The organism is Stenotrophomonas pavanii (assembly GCF_900101175.1).
In the GTDB taxonomy this organism is placed as follows: Bacteria; Pseudomonadota; Gammaproteobacteria; order Xanthomonadales; family Xanthomonadaceae; genus Stenotrophomonas; species Stenotrophomonas pavanii.
The window spans coordinates 210,855-227,226 of sequence record NZ_FNFQ01000006.1 but is presented as its reverse complement, the minus strand read 5'-3'; the positions used below and the strand labels follow the sequence as shown (position 1 = coordinate 227,226).

Genomic DNA, 16,372 nt, shown 5'->3' with positions numbered 1-16,372 from the left:
TTTCTCATTCTCGACGTGGTGCCCAGGAGAGGACTCGAACCTCCACGGTTTTACCCGCTAGTACCTGAAACTAGTGCGTCTACCAATTCCGCCACCTGGGCGTCGAGGAGCGAGATTATGGGGTGCCGTGACGGGGGTGTCAACACTTTTTGTGGGCCTGGGGGTGGACCCCGTTTCGCCTGCGGGATGGGCTATGACCCCATCCCACTCGATTGGGGTCAGAGCCCTTTCCTCTGGAAAGGGAGCCGACCCCGCTGCCGGATCACAGGCAAAAAAAATCCCCGCCGAAGCGAGGAGTTTTTTCGTTGGTGCCCAGGAGAGGACTCGAACCTCCACGGTTTTACCCGCTAGTACCTGAAACTAGTGCGTCTACCAATTCCGCCACCTGGGCGTTCCAGAGGCGCAATTGTGAAGATGAATCCGCAGGCTGTCAACGACTTCCTGAATATTTTTGACACGATCGCCTGAAGGCGACCGCTGACCCGTTCTGCACGCCGCCAGCGGCTACCATGTAGGGCGATGACTACCAAAAAACCAAGCAAGGGCGGGAAGCCATCCCGCGGCCAGGCCCCGAACAAGGGCGCCAAGGCGGGCGCAGCCCGCACCACCAAGCCGGGCAAGCCATTGCCGGGCTGGTTTCCCGAATTGAATGAAGGCAGCGCACCGCCGCGCGGCCGCAAGGCCCGAGGCGCCGACGCCGCGGCCCCCGGCCCGGCCCCGGGCCGCAAGCTGCCGCCGGCCGGCAAGGTGATCGACGATCCCTATGCCGCCCGCGAAGCCGAGAAGTACGAACAGCCCATCGCCAGCCGCGAGGCCATCCTGGCCCTGCTGGAGCGTTGCGAGGGGCCGCAGACGGCAGAGGAACTGGGCGCACGCCTGGGCCTGACCGCCCCGGACCGTGCCGAAGCACTGTCGCGCCGGCTCGGCGCCATGGTCCGCGATGGCCAGCTGGTGCAGAACCGCCGGGGCGGCTTCGCCCCGATCCAGACCCTGAACCTGGTCACCGGCGTGGTGATCGCCAACCCGGAAGGATTCGGTTTCCTGCGTCCGGTCGAGGGCGGCGACGACCTGTTCCTGCCGCCGTATGAAATGCGCAAGGTCATGCACGGTGACAAGGTGCTGGCCCGCGTGACCGGCATCGACCACCGTGGCCGCCGCGAAGGCAGCATCGCCCGCGTGCTGGAGCGCGGCATGACCCGCCTGATCGGCCGTTTCAGTGTCGAGATGGGCATCAATTACGTGGTGCCTGACGACAAGCGCGTGCAGCGCAACGTGCAGGTGCCGCCGGACCAGACCGGCGGTGCGCGCGATGGCCAGCTGGTGGTCTGCGAACTGACCCAGGCACCGGACAGCCGCCGTCCGCCGATCGGCCGCATCATTGCCGTGCTCGGCGACAAGCTGACCGCTTCGCTGGTGGTGGAAACCGCCATCCACGGCCATGAGCTGCCGTTCGAGTTCCCGCAGGAGGTGCTGGACGAAGCCGCCTCGGTGCCGCTGGTGGTCGAGCCGGCGATGATCGGCGACCGCGTCGACCTGCGCAGCACGCCGCTGGTCACCATCGACGGTGAAGATGCCAAGGACTTCGACGACGCGGTGTACTGCGAGCCGAATGCCGATGGCTTCCGCCTGGTGGTGGCGATTGCCGATGTCTCCAATTACGTCCGCCCCGGCACACCGCTGGACGAAGAGGCGCAGAAGCGTGCCACCTCGGTGTACTTCCCGGGCTTCGTGGTGCCGATGCTGCCGGAGACGCTGTCCAACGGCATCTGCTCGCTGATGCCGAAGGTGGACCGCATGTGTTTCGTCTGTGACATGCAGATCGACCGCGATGGCCTGGTCACGCATTCGCGCTTCTACGAAGCCGTGATGAACTCGCACGCGCGCCTGACCTACACCCAGGTGTGGAAGGCGGTGGGCGAGGACGATGCCGAGACCCAGGCCTGGATGGGGGATCTGTTGCCGCACGTGCAGCGCCTGCACCAGCTGTACAAGGTGCTGTCGAAGGCGCGCGCCAAGCGCGGCGCCATCGAGTTCGAAAGCAGCGAAGTGCGCTTCGTGCTGGACAATCGCGGTGAAGTCACCCAGGCCGGCATGCTGGTGCGCAACGACGCGCACAAGCTGATCGAGGAATGCATGATCGCGGCCAACGTCGAGGCGGCGAAGTACCTGCTGTCGCGCCACGTGCCGGCGCCGTACCGCATCCACGAGAAACCACCGGAAACCAAGTACGCCGACCTGCTCGAATTCCTCAAGGAATTCAAGCTGAGCCTGCCGCCGTGGTCGAAGGTGCGCCCGGGCGATTACACCAAGCTGCTGAAGAAGATCCGTGACCGCCCCGATGCCACGCTGCTGGAGTCGGTGCTGCTGCGCAGCCAGAGCCTGGCCATCTACAGCCCGGAGAACCACGGCCACTTCGGCCTGGCGCTGGAGGCGTACGCGCACTTCACTTCGCCGATCCGCCGCTACCCCGACCTGCTGGTGCACCGCGCGATCAAGCATGCGCTGTCCGGCAAGCCACTGGACAAGTTCACCTACAACGCCCGCGAGATGGCCGCGCTGGCGCTGCAGTGCTCCGAGCGCGAGCGCCGTGCCGACGAAGCCGAGCGCGAGGTCGACGAGCGTTACCGCGCGGCGTGGATGGAAAAGCACGTCGGCGGCCAGTTCGACGGCGTGATCAGCGGCGTGACCAGCTTCGGCCTGTTCGTGGAGCTGGACGAGTCGAAGGTGCAGGGCCTGGTGCATGTCACCCAGCTACCGCAGGACTATTACAAGTTCGACGCGACCCGCAAGACGCTGACCGGCGAGCGCCGCGGCAGCAGCTACCGGCTGGGCGACCGCGTACGCATCCTGGTGCTGAAGGCCAGCATGGAAGAGCGCAAGATCGACTTCCGCCTGGTCGAACACAAGGGTGAGGACGAGGGCGAAAGCCTGCCGCCGCTGCCCCAGCGTGGCAAGCCGGCCAAGCGGAAGAAAGAGAAATATTGATGACCGTGGTAGTGCCGGCCGCTGGCCGGCATCCATGGCACCCTCGGCACCGACGGGTTGCCGGCCAGCGGCCGGCACCACCAGGAGACATCGCATGCAGGGCCAACCCGAATACAGCGGTGGCTGCCAGTGCGGCGCGATCCGCTTCCACGTGCGTGGCGCGCTGACCGACAGCTCGATCTGCCACTGCCGCATGTGCCAGAAGGCCTTCGGCGCCTACTACGCGCCGCTGGTGTCGGTGCGCGGCGTGCAGTTCAGCTGGACCCGCGGCCAGCCGCGCCATTTCCAGTCATCCAACGTGGTCCGCCGTGGCTTCTGCGGCGACTGCGGTACGCCGTTGACCTACGAGGCGCCTGATGGCGTGGCCGTGGCTGCCGGCGCATTTGACGAACCCGAGCGCCTGCCGCCGAGGATCCAGTACGGGATCGAGCGCAAGCTGCCGTTCCTCGACAGCCTGGCCAGCCTGCCGGCACGGCGTACCGAGGAGGACCTCGCTGCGCTGGATTTCCTGGCCACCCTCGAGTCCCACCAGCATCCCGACCACGACACCCCGCACTGGCCGCCGCGCAGCCGATGATCCACCTGCAGGCCGAGCCTACGCTCGGCTGCTCTGGGTCCAGGCTTCGTCGGCCCCCGCCAGGCGAGCAGGGGCTCGGCGCTACAGCGGGGCGGCCGGTCGCAGCGCCCGGCCTGCCGATGCTCTACCATAGCCACCCCCTTTCCGGTCCCCGCCCGCATGAGCAAGAACAGCCAGTGGATCGTCGGCGTCAACGCCGTCGCCTCCTCCATCGAGAACGACGCCGAGAACGTCCGCGAAGTGCTGGTCGAGGCCGGTGCGAAGAATCCGCGCCTGACCGAGATCGAGGAGAACGCCCGCCGCAAGGGCATCGACGTGCGCAAGGTGAACGCCCAGGCACTGGACGGTGTCGGCGGTTCGGTGCGGCACCAGGGCGTGGCCGCGCGCTATGCCGCCGCCCGCACCTACAGTGAGAACGAGCTGGAAGGCCTGGTCAGCGCGGCCGAGGGCAAGGCCCTGCTGCTGGTGCTGGACGAGGTGCAGGACCCGCACAACCTCGGCGCCTGCCTGCGCTCGGCCGCGGCCGCCGGTGCCACCGCGGTGATCATCCCGAAGGACAAGTCGGCCACGGTCAATGCCACTGTGCGCAAGACTTCGGCCGGCGCCGCCGACCTCATCCCGGTGGTGGCAGTGACCAACCTGTCGCGCTGCCTGAAGGACCTGCAGAAGCAGGGCGTGTGGATCTACGGCCTGGCCGGTGAGGCCACCGCCTCGCTGTACCAGCTGGACCTGAAGGGCAACATCGCCCTGGTGCTGGGCGGCGAAGCCGACGGCCTGCGCCGGCTGACCCGCGAGAACTGCGATGGCCTGGTCAAGATCCCGATGCCGGGCGAAATCGAGAGCCTGAACGTTTCGGTCGCCGCCGGCGTCAGCCTGTTCGAGGCCGTGCGCCAGCGCGGTTGACCAGCCAGCGCGATGTGATCGGGGTCAGATTGCTTTTCCAATGGGAAAAGGAATCTGACCCCTTTTTCATGTCCTGCGTCGACCCGCGCTGCCGCCCAGTGCCTTGAACAGGGTCACGTCGTTGTTCAGCTGGCCCTGGCGCGCACGCGCCAGCGACAGCTCTGCGTCGCGCCGGGTCTGCTGCGCTTCCAGCCAGGTGCGCAGGTCGGTGGCACCCACGCGGTAACGCACTTCCTGCGCGCGCTCCACTTCCACTGCTTCGTCGTACGAAGCCTGCGAGGCCGCCACCTGGCGCGCCAGCTGCTCGCGGGCCGACAGTGCGTTGTCCACTTCCGAGAGCGCGGTGTACAGCGTCTTGCGGAAATTGGTCGCGGCGATCTGGTAGGCGGTGCCGGCGATATCGGTATCCAGCTGCGCACGCTGCAGGTTGAGGAAGGGAAGCGACAGTCCGGCCCCGAGCGTGGCGACCGGGTTGCGCAGCACATCACCCAGCGACGTCGCGCTGGAGCCCAGGCTGCCGGTCAGGCTCAGCGCCGGGTAGTACTGGGTGGCAGTGACCTTGATCGTCTTCAGGCTGTTGCGCAGGCGCAGTTCCGCCGCACGCAGGTCGGGCCGGCGGCCGAGCAGGTCGGTCGGCAGGCCTTCGGCGATGGGCGGGCTACGTGCGCCCAGCAGGTCCTGCGGCTCGTCCTCCTGCGGCCACGGCGTGCCGTCCAGCAGCACGGTCAGCGCGTTGCGTACCTCCACCCGCTGCTGTTCCAGCGCACTCTGCGCCGAGCGCTGCGACTGCAGGTTCTGCAGCGCCTGGCGCACTTCCAGGCGCGATACCGCGCCGGCGTCGAAGCGGGCCTGCACCAGTTCCCGGGTGCGTTCCAGGCGCTCCAGGTTGGCCTGGCCGGTGGCGATCGACTGGTTGAGGTAAGCCAGGTTCCAGTACTGGGTGATGGTGTCGCCGATCACCAGCAGGGCGGTGTTCTGCCGGTCTTCCTCGCTGGCTTCGGCCTCCCAGCGGGCGATGTCGCGCTGGGTCCACAGGCGCCCCCACAGGTCCACTTCCCAGCCCAGCGAGACGCCGGTGGAATAGCTGCGGCGCCAGTCATCGGGCTGGTCGGTGGCGCGGCTGGCGCTGCCGCTCACGCCGGAGGACGAAGGCTGCGGCCACAACGCGTTGCTGGCCAGGCCGGCCTGCAGGCGCGAGCGCTGCACGGCCAGGCCGGCGGCGGCCAGATCGCTGTTGGCGGCCAGCGCCTGCGCCACCAGGCGGTCCAGGCGTTCATCGCCGAAGCCGGTCCACCAGGTGTCCTGGCGGATGTCGCGGCCCGGTGTATCCAGGCTGCTGCGCGGGTCGTCGGCCGGCGCGTTGAGGGTGGCATCGCCACGCCCATACTGCGCCGCTACGGCCGGGTCATGCACCGGGTAGCGGCCGACCGACGCGCAGCCGGACAGGGCAAGTACAACGGCACCGGCCAGCAGCAGGTGCCGGGGAGCGGGGAAGGGCAGTCGGATCATCTTCTTCATTCGCGGGCCAGGGCCTCCACCGGATCGAGTTGCGCAGCGTTGCGTGCGGGCAGGAAGCCGAACGCCACGCCGATCAGGGTCGAGCAGGCGAACGCCGCAACGATCGAGGCCGTGGAGAACAGCACCTGGAAATCGCTGGCGAAGCGGCCGATCATCGAGCCCAGCAGCAGCGCCAGGCCGATGCCGAGCACGCCGCCGAGCAGGCACACCAGCACCGCCTCGATCAGGAACTGCTGGCGGATATCACTCTGACGCGCACCTACCGCCATGCGCACCCCGATCTCGCGGGTGCGCTCGGTGACTGACACCAGCATGATGTTCATCACGCCGATGCCACCGACCAGCAGTGCGATGGCGGCGATGGCACCGATCAGCAGGGTCATCGTGCGCGTGGTCTGCTCGATGGTTTCGCGGATCTCGGCGCTGTTGCTGAGGAAGAAGTCCTCGGTGCCATGGCGCAGGGTCAGCAGGCGGGTAATTGCCTCCTGCGCCGCATCCATCGGCGTGTCGTCGTCCACGCGCACGGTGATGCTGGACACGTGGCTCTGGCCGAGCATGCGCGACATCACCGTGGTGTACGGCACCCACACACTGAGGCTGGTGCTGCCACCGAAACCGAAGCTCTGCCGCTTGGCCACGCCCACCACGCGCGCCGGCACGTTGCCGAGCAGGATCACCTGGCCGACCGGATCGACATCCGGGAAGAACTGGGCCTGGGTGTTCTCGTCGATCACCGCCACCTGGCCCAGGCCCTTCACCGCGTCGGCATCGAAGAAGCTGCCACTGAGCAGGGTCACGCCCTTGACCCGGAAGAACTGCTCGCCAACGCCGCTGACCTGCGCGGTGGATGACTGGTTGCGGTAGCGCGCGGTGACCGAGGTCGACACGCTGGGGGTGGCACTGTCAACGTAGCTCTGCTTTGCCAGTGCATCGGCATCGCTGGCCTTCAGCGTCTGCACCCGTGCCGAACGCATGTCGCCGAAACCACGGCCGGGATAGACGTCGATGGTGTTGGTGCCGAGCGCGCTGATGTTCTGCAGGATCTGCTGCTGCGAGCCATTGCCCAGCGCCACCACCGAGACCACCGAGGCGATGCCGATGATGATGCCGAGCATGGTCAGGAAGGTACGCAGCCGATGTGCGTTCATCGCGAGCAACGCCATGCGGAACGCTTCGGTGAAACGGTCGCGCGCCGCCCGCCAGCTGTTGCCGTGGGCAACACCGGTGCTGGCCTCGCGCTGTGCGCGGTAGCTCGGTGCGTTCGGGTTGGCGCGGTCGGCGATGATCTCGCCATCGCGGATCTCGATGATGCGCTGCGCATGTTCGGCAACGCTCATGTCGTGGGTGACGATGATGATGGTGTGGCCTTCGGCGTGCAGCTCACCGAGGATCGCCATCACTTCCTCGCCGGATTTCGTGTCGAGCGCGCCGGTCGGTTCGTCGGCCAGGATCACCTCGCCGCCGTTCATCAGGGCACGTGCGATCGACACGCGCTGCTGCTGGCCACCGGACAGCTGGCCCGGCTTGTGATGCATGCGATCACCCAGGCCCAGGCGCTGCAGCAGTTGCTCGGCACGCGCGTTGCGCACGGCACCGGGGCTGCCCGCATACACCGCCGGTACTTCCACGTTGCCGCGCGCATCCAGGTCGCCCAGCAGGTGGTAGCGCTGGAAGATGAAGCCGAAATGCTCGCGGCGTAGTTCGGCCAGTTCGTCCGGCTGCATCCGTCCGGTTTCGCGGCCGGCCACCTGGTAGCTGCCGCGGGTGGGGCGGTCGAGGCAGCCGAGGATGTTCATCAGCGTCGACTTGCCCGAGCCGGACTGGCCGACGATGGCCACCATCTCACCGGCGTGGATGTCCAGATTGACGTCGCGCAGTACGGCGATCACCTCGTCGCCGGCCGGGAATTCACGTCGCAGGTCGCGCAGGCGCAGCAGCGGCGCCGTCGTGCTCATCGGCGCCCCATGCCCGGGCCACCGACCCGCATCGGCATGCCGCCGCGGTTGCCGCCGCTGGCACCGGCACCGGCGGCGCTGGCTTCGCCGACCACCACGCGCTCGCCTTCCTTCAACCCCGACAGGATCTCGGCGGAGGCGCCGTTGTTGATGCCCACCGTGACCTTGCGCGGCTGCGGCTGGCCCTTGTCGTCCAGCACCCGCACCATGCGCTCGTTTCCACGGCGCTTCGGCCCCAGCGCCACCGCCGGCACCATCAGCACGCCCTTGGCCTGCTTGAGCAGTACCGAGACCTGCGCGGTCATGTCGATGCGCAGCGTGCCGTCGGGATTCTCCACGTCGAACAGCGCGTTGTAGTAGACCGCGCTGCTGGAACTGGAACTGGACGAACTGCTGGAGCTGGAGGAGCTTTCGTTGGCGATCGAGGCCGGCGCCGGATTGATCTGGCGCAGCGTGGCGTGATACTTGCGGTCCGGATCGCCCAGGGTAGTGAAGTACACCGGCATGCCGGGCTTGATCTTGACCACGTCGGCTTCGGAGATCTCGGCATTGACGGTGACCACGTCCAGCCGCGCCAGCATCACGATGGTCGGTGCGGTCTGGTTGGCGTTCACGGTGCGGCCTTCTTCGGCCACCACCGCCACCACGGTGCCATCCATCGGCGCGGTGATGCGGGTGTAGGCCAGGTTGGCGCGGGCGGTGCCCAGCTCGGTTTCGCGGCCCTTGATCTGTGCCTCATAGGACTGCAGCTGGGCCCGGGCGGTCTTCAGCTGTGCCTCGGCGGCATCGTACTCCTGGCGCGAGGTGGCCTCGGCGGCCAGCATCTGCTGCTGCCGCGCGAATTCCAGTTCGGCCTGGCGCAGGGTGGCCTGCTGCACGGCGCGCTGCGCGGTGACCTGGTCCAGCGAGGCCTGCGCGTTGAGCACCTGGTTCTGCTGGGTGGTGGCGTCGATCTCGGCGATCAGGTCGCCTTCCTTCACCGTATCGCCCAGCTGCACCTTCAGCGACTTGATCTGGCCCGAGGCCTGCGCGCCGACGCTGACCAGCTTGTAGGCATCGATCACGCCGGTCGCGTCCACGGTCTGCTCGATGTCACCGCGGCTGACCGGCGAGGTGGCCACGGCCGGGGCGGCGGGCTTGCGCAGCAGCCACCAGGCGGTGGCGGCGGCGATCAGGGCAAGCAGGGCGATCAGCATCAGGCGACCCCGGCGGGTCGCGGGCAACAGGCGGAACGTCACGTGGTGGCTTCACTCTCTGGACCGCGCGGGCGGCGTTGGCAGGCATTGTGAAGACCGGACGATGGACCGCTCAATCCTCGGGGTATGTCTGTGTGTAACACTGTCGGTGAATACGCGTAACCACAGGTATCCCGTCCCTGGGTGGATACACTGGTACGCATTGCCCCGGATGCGGTTCAGCTGCCGACACGGGATGATCGCGACATGGAGACTGAAAACACGATGCATCGACTGCTGATCGTCGACGACGACAACGACATCCGCACGCTGCTGGCCGAGCAGCTCGGCCGCGCCGGCTACCAGGTGAGCACTGCCGCCGATGGCACCGCCATGCGCCAGCTGCTGGACCGCGAGCACGTGGACCTGATCGTGCTCGACCTCAACCTGCCGCGCGAGGATGGCCTGACCCTGTGCCGCGACCTGCGTGCGCGCTCGAACACGCCGGTGATCATGCTCACTGCCCGCGCCGAGCCGATCGACCGCGTGCTGGGCCTGGAAATGGGCGCCGACGACTACCTGGCCAAGCCGTTCGAGCCGCGTGAACTGCTGGCGCGCATCCGCAACGTGCTGCGCCGGACCGAGGCGCTGCCGGCCAACCTGGAACCGCTGGCGGTACGCCGCGCGCGTTTCTCACGCTGGGTATTCGACCTGGAGCATCGCCACCTGGTCGACCCGGATGACCGCGTGGTGGTGCTGTCCGGTGCCGAGTTCCGCCTGCTGCGGGTGTTCATCGCCCACGCCAACAAGGTGCTGTCGCGCGAGCAGCTGGTCGCGCTCAGCAGTGGCCGCAACTATGAGGCACAGGATCGTGCGATCGACCTGCAGGTCAGCCGCCTGCGCAACAAGCTGGGCGACGACGGCGGCCCGGACGGGCTGATCAAGACCGTACGCAACGAAGGCTACGTGCTGGCCTCGTCGGTCAACCTGGAATAAGCGGCGATGAAACGCCTGCGCCATTTCCTGTCCTCGATGGTCGGGCGGTTGTTCGTGATCCTGCTGCTGGGCATGGCGGTGGCGGCGATCGGCGCGACCATGCTGGCCACGTCAAAGCGCCAGCAGGAATTCGAGCGGCAGAACCTGAACCGGATCGCCGACCGCCTGCAGGGCTACGTCAACCTGCTGGACGGCAATCCGGAGCTGCGTGAGCGCCTGCTGGCGATCGGCGGGCCAAGCGTTCGCGCGCTGCAGCCCGGCGCCCGGCTGGGACGCGCCGACACGGCGCTGATGGAAGTGCTGGAAGACCGGCCGGGGCCGGTGTCGCGCGCACATGTGCACTTCACTTCATTCCGCTCCTGCATTCCCAAGCTGCAGGACCTGCTGCCGCCACCGCCGCCGGGCCATCGGCGGCCGCCGCGCGAACGCGACCCGGCCTTCATCCCGCCCAAGTGCCGCGCGGTGGACGTGACCCTCAACGACGGCACGCTGCTGAAGCTGGCGCTGGACTCGCCGGCGGTGGCGCACAACGGCATCCTGGCCGTGGACCCGTGGTTCCTGACCCTGCTGGTGCTGGCGATCGCGGTGCTGGCCTACATCGTTGCGCGCATGGCCAGCGCGCCACTGCAGGAACTGGCCGCCGCCGCCGAAGACCTCGGCGATGACCTGCAGCGCGACCCGTTGCCCCTGCGCGGGCCGCGCGAAGTGCAGCGCGCCGCCGAAGCCTTCAACGCCATGCAGCACCGCCTGCAGCGGCACCTGGCCGAACGCACGCAGATGCTGGCGGCGATCACCCATGACCTGCAGACGCCGTTGACGCGGCTGCGCCTGCGCCTGGAGAACGTCAGCGACGAGACCCTGCGCGAGCGCCTGATCGGTGACCTGGCCGCGATGCAGGCGCTGGTGCGCGAGGGCCTGGAACTGGCCCGCAGTGCCGAGAGTGCCGAGCAGCGCGCCGCACTGGACCTGGATTCGCTGCTGGAGAGCATTGTCGAGGACACCGCCGAAGGCGGCGCCGATGTGGTCTTCGAAGGCGGCAGCGGTGCGGTGCTGATGCTGCGGCCGCTGGCCATGCACCGCCTGTTCTCCAACCTGGTGGACAACGCGGTGATGTATGCGCAGCGGGCACGGGTGCGGGTCGAGCGCAGCGGCGGTGCGATCACCGTGGTGGTGGCCGACGATGGCCCCGGCCTGGCCGAGGAGCAGTTGGAGGCGGTGTTCGATCCGTTCGTGCGGGTGGAAACCTCGCGTTCGCGCGAGACCGGCGGTGCCGGCCTGGGCCTGACCATTGCCCGCGCCCTGGCCGAAAAGGACGGGGCCCGGCTGTGGCTGCGCAACCGGGCCGAAGGGGGCCTGGAGGCGGTGGTGCAGTGGCCGGCCAGTGCCCAGGTGGTGGCGCCCGGCCGCGCCGGCTGAGCCGGGGCGCCGCACGCGGTGACGCCCGGGCCGGGGTTTGGCCTATCATCTGCGCATCTCCCCAGCCTCTCCCCGATGAGCCAGCCCGTTCCTGCCGGCATGCCAGTGCGCGCTGCCCGGTTGTTCCTGCATGCTGCCGCGTCCTGCAGCCGCACCTGGCCGCCGCCGCCGCGCTGATGGGCGGGCAGGGGGATCAGGGGCGCTGGGTGGAGCGCCGCGCATCAGCCATCCAGCGGGCACTGCGACAGGGCCTGCTATGGCTGCTGCTGGCCCTGGCGCTGCCACTGGCTGCGCAGGAGGGCGCACCGCCGCTGCGCGACTACGCCATCGACGTATGGACCTCGCGCAATGGCCTGCCGCACAACTCGCTGCGCGACATCGCACAGACGCCGGAGGGCCATCTGTGGTTCGCCACCTGGGAAGGGCTGGTGCGCTACAACGGGCTGGATTTCACCGTGTTCGACCGCAGCACGCGCCCGGGCCTGCGCGACAACGGCATCGGCGCGCTGTTCGTCGACCGCCAGGGCGGGCTGTGGATCAGCGACTCGCGCGGCAATGTCAGCCACCGCGGCAGTGATGGCCAGTGGCGGGTCTGGGAGCACCAGGCGGATACGCCGCAGGTGCTGATCCAGTCCATGCAGATGGACAGCCAGGGCCGGCTGTGGCTGTTGTACGAAGGCAAGGGCATCGGCTATCTGACGCCGGACTCGGGCATCGTCTACCGGGCGCCGGCGGCCGACCTGCCGATGGCGATGAGCTTCACCAGGCTGGTGGTTGATGCGCAGGACCGGGTCTGGGTCGGCACGCTCGACGGGCTGGTGCTGCGCGACAACGACGGCGTACTCAAGCGGGCGCCTGCGGCGTGGGGGCTGGGCGCCGGCACTGGCCTGTCGTGGCCGTACCGCGCGCCGGACGGCGCGTTGTGGATCGTCGCCGGCGAGCGCCTGTACCGGGTGGAGGACGATCGGCTGGTGCTGGTGCACCGCCTGCCCGGCCAGCTGCACATGACCTCGATGCTGCAGGACCGGCACGGCGACCTGTGGCTGGGCACCGAGAACCAGGGGCTGCTGCGCATCTCCGGGCACGGCCTGGAGCGGCTGCCGGCCGGCCTGAACCTGCCGGGTGGACGCGTGGTCAGCCTGCGCGAGGATGCCGAAGGCAGCATCTGGGTGGGCGCCAATGGCGGCCTGTACCGCCTGCGCGAGACACTGTTCAGCAGCTACACCGAGCGCGACGGGCTCAGTGGCGACTACGTGCGCACGGTGTTGGAGGACCGCGACCGCCAGCTGTGGGTCGGCAGCGCCAGCGGGCTTGACCTGCAGACCGCCGATGGCCGTTTCCGGGCGATGCCGCTGCACAACCGCGGCGGCAAGGCACCGTCGGTGCTGAGCCTGGCGCAGGGGCCCGATGGTGACCTGTGGGTGGGAACATTCGGCGATGGTGTCTACCGGCTCGGCCGCGACGGCCAGCTGCGCCACAACTACGCGGCCGCCGATGGCATGCCGGGCGGCAACATCCGTGCGATCAGCGTTGATCCGCAGGGCGTGGTCTGGGCCGGCACGCAGAAGGGCGTGGTGCGCATCGACGGCGACCGCGTGCAGGTCTCGGACGTGCCCGGCATGCCCGGCGGCCTGATCACCGCGCTCGAGCATGACCACCAGGGCAACCTGTGGATCGGCACCATCGAAGGCATCCGCGTGCTGCGCGGCGACCACGTGCAGTCGATCGACCTGGCGCCGCTGGGCGGCGGCCGCAGCGTGTTCGGCTTCCACCAGCTGGGCGACGCGATGTGGATCAGCAGTGATCGCGGCCTGTACCGCTGGCGCAATGGCAGGCTGGCACGGGTTGGCCTGGAGCAGGGCATGCCGGTGGATGCGGTGTTCCAGCTGGTGCCCGATCGCCTTGGTAATGTGTGGATCAGCAGCAATCGCGGTGTGCTGCGCACCGACATGGCTACCCTCAACGCGGTCGCCGACGGCCGTACGCCGCGGGTGGTGGTGGAGCGCTACAACGAGATCGACGGCATGGCCAATGCACAGGCCAACGGCAGTTCCGGTCCATCGGCGATCCTGCGCCAGGATGGCACGTTCTGGGTGGTCACCGCCGGCGGCCTGAGCACGGTCGACCCGCAGCGCCTGCAGCGCTTCCGCGAGCGCCCGTCACCGCCTGCGGCGATCGAAAGCGTGCAGGTGGACGGCGCGCCGGTGCATTGGGAAGGACCGGAGCGCAACGCCATTCCCGGCGGTCGCCGGCTGGCGGTGAGCTACGTCGGCCTGAGCTACCTGATGTCCGACCGGATCCGCTACCGCACGCGGCTGGACGGGCTCGATGCCGGCTGGGTCGAGCGCGGCCCGCAGCGCAGCGTCGAGTTCGTCGGCCTGCCGCCGGGCGACTACACCCTGCACGTGGCGGCGGCGCACCCGGGAGGCACCTGGGGCCAGCAGGAGGCAGTGTGGAGCTTCAGTGTCGAGCCGTTCTGGTGGCAGCGCCGCAGCGTGCAGGTACTGGCGGGCCTGTTGCTGCTGGGCGGCCTGGTGGCGCTGTACCGGCTGCTGCTGCAGCAGCTGCAGGCCAGCAACCTGCGCCTGGCGCGGCGAGTGGACGAAGCGACCTTCGACCTGCAGGCCAAGACCGTGCACCTGCAGGCGCTGAACCAGGAAAAGACCGAACTGGCCGAGCGCCTGGCGCGGCAGGCCGAGGCGTTCGAGCGGCAGGCCCGCGAAGACGCCCTGACCGGCCTGGCCAACCGCCGTGGCTTCGACGAGACGCTGGCGCGTGATTTCGCCCGCTCGCAGCGCAGTGGCCATCCACTGTGCCTGGTGGTGCTGGACATCGACCACTTCAAGGCCGTCAACGATCGCCACAGCCACAGCATCGGCGATGCCGTGCTGGTGCAGGTGGCCACGTTGATCGCTGCGGCCTGCCGCGACTCCGACCTGCCGGCGCGCACCGGCGGCGAAGAGTTCGCGCTGCTGCTCAACGACACCCGCCTGGAAGAGGCCGCACAGCTGTGTGCACGGCTGCGCGGCCTGTTCCATGACCACCCGGACTGGGCCGGGGTGGCAGGACTGCGCGTGACCTTCAGCGCCGGCCTGGTGGAGCTGGACGCCGACGACCGCACCCCGGCGCTGCTGTACCAGCGCGCCGACCGCGCGCTGTACCGCGCCAAGAGTGACGGCCGGGATCGGACGAGCATTGGTTGAGTTCATCCACGCATGGCGTGGCGCTACGGGTGTTGCCGTACCAACGGTCGGCATCCACCAGAGACGTGACCCACCACAGCAGTGATCGTCAGCCCCCGACGAGCGCCGCGACACGCTGCTGCTCCCGCTTTTTCTGATCTTTCCGTGGCGGCCAGCAACCTTTCGAAGGCCGGGCAGGGGGGCGCGCGGGGGTATCCGCGCCATGGATGGCGCGGCTAAGCCCGCAGGGACGGGTTGACGGCGTCCCGCGCGAACCCACCTTGCTCGGCCCAACCGATGATTCGCTTCACGCCACGAGGGGCTCCGCCGCTGGCCGCTTCACCGCGGCCAGGCGTTGGCGATGGTGCAGAACAGCCGCGCGGTCTGTTCGGTGTCATACACCGCGCTGTGGGCCTCGTTGGCATCCCAGCCCAGCCCGGCCGCGGTGGCCGCGCGTGCCAGCACCGTCTGCCCGTAGGCGATCCCGGCCAGGGTCACCGTGTCGAAGACGCTGAACGGATGGAACGGATTGCGCTTGTGGCCGGTCCGCGCCACGGCCGCATTGACGAAGCCAAGGTCGAAATGCGCGTTGTGGCCGACCAGGATCGCGCGCTGGCAACCGTGCTTCTTCATCGCCGCGCGCACCGGAGTGAAGATGTGGTCCAGCGCCGCCTTTTCTTCCTTGGCCAGCCGGAACGGGTGGTCAAGGATGATGCCGGTCACTTCCAGCGACTTGGGGTCGATTTCCAGGCCTTCGGCCGGTACCACATGGGCGCTGGCAGTCTGGCCGGGGTACAGCAGGCCGTTCTCGTCCATCTCGATCGGCACGGCTGCGATTTCCAGCAGCGCATTGCGCTGGCTGTCGAAGCCGCCGGTTTCCACATCCACGACCACCGGCAGGAAGCCGCGGAAGCGTTGGGACATCGCGCGCTGCGCCTGGGGTACTGCGGAATCGGGAGCGGCGGCAGGTGCGGGGGTGGGGTCAGTCATGCGTGAATTCTAGCAGAGCGCCCCTGAGCGCCCGGCTGGCCCGTGGAGCCCGGGTTTCCTGCGTGGGCGTGTGTTGACCAAGGTCGACAGCTGCCGGTGCAGCGCACGCCCAGGATCCCGGGAGGTGCCAACCTGGGTTGGCATTTACCGGACCGCAGGCCGTGCCGTGGTACCCGATGGCTGCCACCGAGCCAACCATGCATCCACGCTCAGCCTGCCGGCGCCGGTGAAGACCAGCGGCAGCAGCATGGCCATGAACAGCACCGGCAGCTTGTAGTTGCCAAAGCCCTGGTCACTGATCACATAGCCCATGGCGAGGTCGCCCAGTGACTGCCAGTCCATCGGCCAATGCACTGCGTAGGTGGCCACGATGGTCAGCACCAGCAGGCTGGCGGCGGCAAAGCGGGTGCCGAAGCCCATCAGCAGGCAGGCCGCACCGATCAGTTCGAACCACGTGGCAAGCTGCCAGTTCAGCGCGGCGGGCAGCTGGTTGAACGGGAACGGGAAGGCGTCCTGCAGATCGGCAAACCAGTTCTGCCCATGCAGTTTCTCGCGGCCGGATTCGAAGTATTCCCAGGCCAGCAGCAGGCGCAGGCCGAGCGGGGCCAACCAGGGGGCGAGACGGTCCAGCTGGCCGCGTGCGGCGGCCAGGAGCGGTAGCTTCATCGGTGGATC

11 protein-coding genes and 2 tRNA genes are annotated in these 16,372 nt (G+C 68.5%); 6 read left to right on the top strand and 7 right to left on the bottom strand.

Annotation, left to right across the window (positions count from 1 at the left end; translation table 11 throughout):
- Positions 1-16: 16 nt before the first annotated feature.
- Together BLS66_RS12380 and BLS66_RS12375 are read right to left on the bottom strand one after the other, a co-directional pair.
- Positions 17-101, bottom strand: a tRNA-Leu gene (locus BLS66_RS12380).
- Between the two features lie 205 nt (positions 102-306).
- A tRNA-Leu gene (locus BLS66_RS12375) sits at positions 307-391 on the bottom strand.
- Positions 392-519: 128 nt separating this feature from the next.
- On the opposite strand from BLS66_RS12375, the gene rnr reads away from it, so the two are divergent.
- From rnr to rlmB, 3 genes are all read left to right on the top strand, one after another.
- Complete coding sequence (gene rnr, locus BLS66_RS12370; protein WP_074725965.1) at positions 520-2,985, top strand: ribonuclease R; 2,466 nt, start codon at positions 520-522, stop codon at positions 2,983-2,985.
- A gap of 94 nt (positions 2,986-3,079) precedes the next feature.
- Complete coding sequence (locus BLS66_RS12365) at positions 3,080-3,562, top strand: GFA family protein (RefSeq protein ID WP_053463544.1); 483 nt, start codon at positions 3,080-3,082, stop codon at positions 3,560-3,562.
- 159 nt (positions 3,563-3,721) lie between these two features.
- Positions 3,722-4,465: a 23S rRNA (guanosine(2251)-2'-O)-methyltransferase RlmB gene (rlmB, locus tag BLS66_RS12360; RefSeq protein ID WP_049467010.1), complete on the top strand. Its 744-nt coding sequence runs from the start codon at positions 3,722-3,724 to the stop codon at positions 4,463-4,465.
- Positions 4,466-4,531: 66 nt separating this feature from the next.
- Here the strand turns inward: rlmB and BLS66_RS12355 are convergent, their stop codons facing one another.
- From BLS66_RS12355 to BLS66_RS12345, 3 genes are read right to left on the bottom strand one after another with little or no spacing between them, the layout of a single operon-like run.
- The gene (locus tag BLS66_RS12355; protein ID WP_074725964.1) at positions 4,532-5,983 is read right to left on the bottom strand and encodes an efflux transporter outer membrane subunit; all 1,452 of its coding nucleotides are present in this window, start codon (positions 5,981-5,983) and stop codon (positions 4,532-4,534) included.
- Positions 5,980-7,938: a MacB family efflux pump subunit gene (locus tag BLS66_RS12350; RefSeq protein WP_074725963.1), complete on the bottom strand. Its 1,959-nt coding sequence runs from the start codon at positions 7,936-7,938 to the stop codon at positions 5,980-5,982. The genes BLS66_RS12355 and BLS66_RS12350 overlap by 4 nt, the downstream gene beginning before the upstream one ends.
- Entirely contained in the window at positions 7,935-9,176 is a 1,242-nt protein-coding gene (locus BLS66_RS12345; RefSeq protein ID WP_074725962.1) for an efflux RND transporter periplasmic adaptor subunit, read from the bottom strand. The genes BLS66_RS12350 and BLS66_RS12345 overlap by 4 nt, the downstream gene beginning before the upstream one ends.
- 204 nt (positions 9,177-9,380) lie before the next feature.
- Here BLS66_RS12345 and BLS66_RS12340 point away from each other — a divergent pair, with 204 nt between their 5' ends.
- The 3 genes from BLS66_RS12340 (at position 9,381) to BLS66_RS12330 (ending at position 14,728) form a co-directional block, all read left to right on the top strand.
- On the top strand, positions 9,381-10,109 hold the full coding sequence (locus BLS66_RS12340; protein WP_005408779.1) for a response regulator: 729 nt from the start codon (positions 9,381-9,383) through the stop codon (positions 10,107-10,109).
- Positions 10,110-10,115: 6 nt separating this feature from the next.
- Positions 10,116-11,525 (top strand): ATP-binding protein, encoded by a 1,410-nt coding sequence (locus BLS66_RS12335; RefSeq protein WP_049467003.1) that lies wholly within the window; start codon positions 10,116-10,118, stop codon positions 11,523-11,525.
- Between the two features lie 176 nt (positions 11,526-11,701).
- Positions 11,702-14,728 carry a ligand-binding sensor domain-containing diguanylate cyclase gene (locus BLS66_RS12330; protein ID WP_053505187.1) on the top strand — a complete coding sequence of 1,009 codons (3,027 nt, stop codon included), beginning with the start codon at positions 11,702-11,704 and terminating at the stop codon, positions 14,726-14,728.
- Between the two features lie 318 nt (positions 14,729-15,046).
- Here the strand turns inward: BLS66_RS12330 and rnt are convergent, their stop codons facing one another.
- Both rnt and BLS66_RS12320 read right to left on the bottom strand, forming a co-directional pair.
- Positions 15,047-15,697 (bottom strand): ribonuclease T, encoded by a 651-nt coding sequence (gene rnt, locus BLS66_RS12325; RefSeq protein ID WP_425513291.1) that lies wholly within the window; start codon positions 15,695-15,697, stop codon positions 15,047-15,049.
- Positions 15,698-15,841: 144 nt separating this feature from the next.
- Positions 15,842-16,363: an HvfX family Cu-binding RiPP maturation protein gene (locus BLS66_RS12320; RefSeq protein ID WP_074725960.1), complete on the bottom strand. Its 522-nt coding sequence runs from the start codon at positions 16,361-16,363 to the stop codon at positions 15,842-15,844.
- Positions 16,364-16,372: the final 9 nt, after the last annotated feature.

What these genes read in the sequence shown, in the direction of transcription:
- rnr (WP_074725965.1), top strand. Translation starts at nt 520, where the DNA reads ATGACTACCAAAAAACCAAGCAAGGGCGGGAAGCCATCCCGCGGCCAG.
- BLS66_RS12365 (WP_053463544.1), top strand. Translation starts at nt 3,080, where the DNA reads ATGCAGGGCCAACCCGAATACAGCGGTGGCTGCCAGTGCGGCGCGATC.
- rlmB (WP_049467010.1), top strand. Translation starts at nt 3,722, where the DNA reads ATGAGCAAGAACAGCCAGTGGATCGTCGGCGTCAACGCCGTCGCCTCC.
- BLS66_RS12355 (WP_074725964.1), bottom strand. Translation starts at nt 5,983, where the DNA reads ATGAAGAAGATGATCCGACTGCCCTTCCCCGCTCCCCGGCACCTGCTG.
- BLS66_RS12350 (WP_074725963.1), bottom strand. Translation starts at nt 7,938, where the DNA reads ATGAGCACGACGGCGCCGCTGCTGCGCCTGCGCGACCTGCGACGTGAA.
- BLS66_RS12340 (WP_005408779.1), top strand. Translation starts at nt 9,381, where the DNA reads ATGGAGACTGAAAACACGATGCATCGACTGCTGATCGTCGACGACGAC.
- BLS66_RS12335 (WP_049467003.1), top strand. Translation starts at nt 10,116, where the DNA reads ATGAAACGCCTGCGCCATTTCCTGTCCTCGATGGTCGGGCGGTTGTTC.
- BLS66_RS12330 (WP_053505187.1), top strand. Translation starts at nt 11,702, where the DNA reads ATGGGCGGGCAGGGGGATCAGGGGCGCTGGGTGGAGCGCCGCGCATCA.
- rnt (WP_425513291.1), bottom strand. Translation starts at nt 15,697, where the DNA reads ATGACTGACCCCACCCCCGCACCTGCCGCCGCTCCCGATTCCGCAGTA.
- BLS66_RS12320 (WP_074725960.1), bottom strand. Translation starts at nt 16,363, where the DNA reads ATGAAGCTACCGCTCCTGGCCGCCGCACGCGGCCAGCTGGACCGTCTC.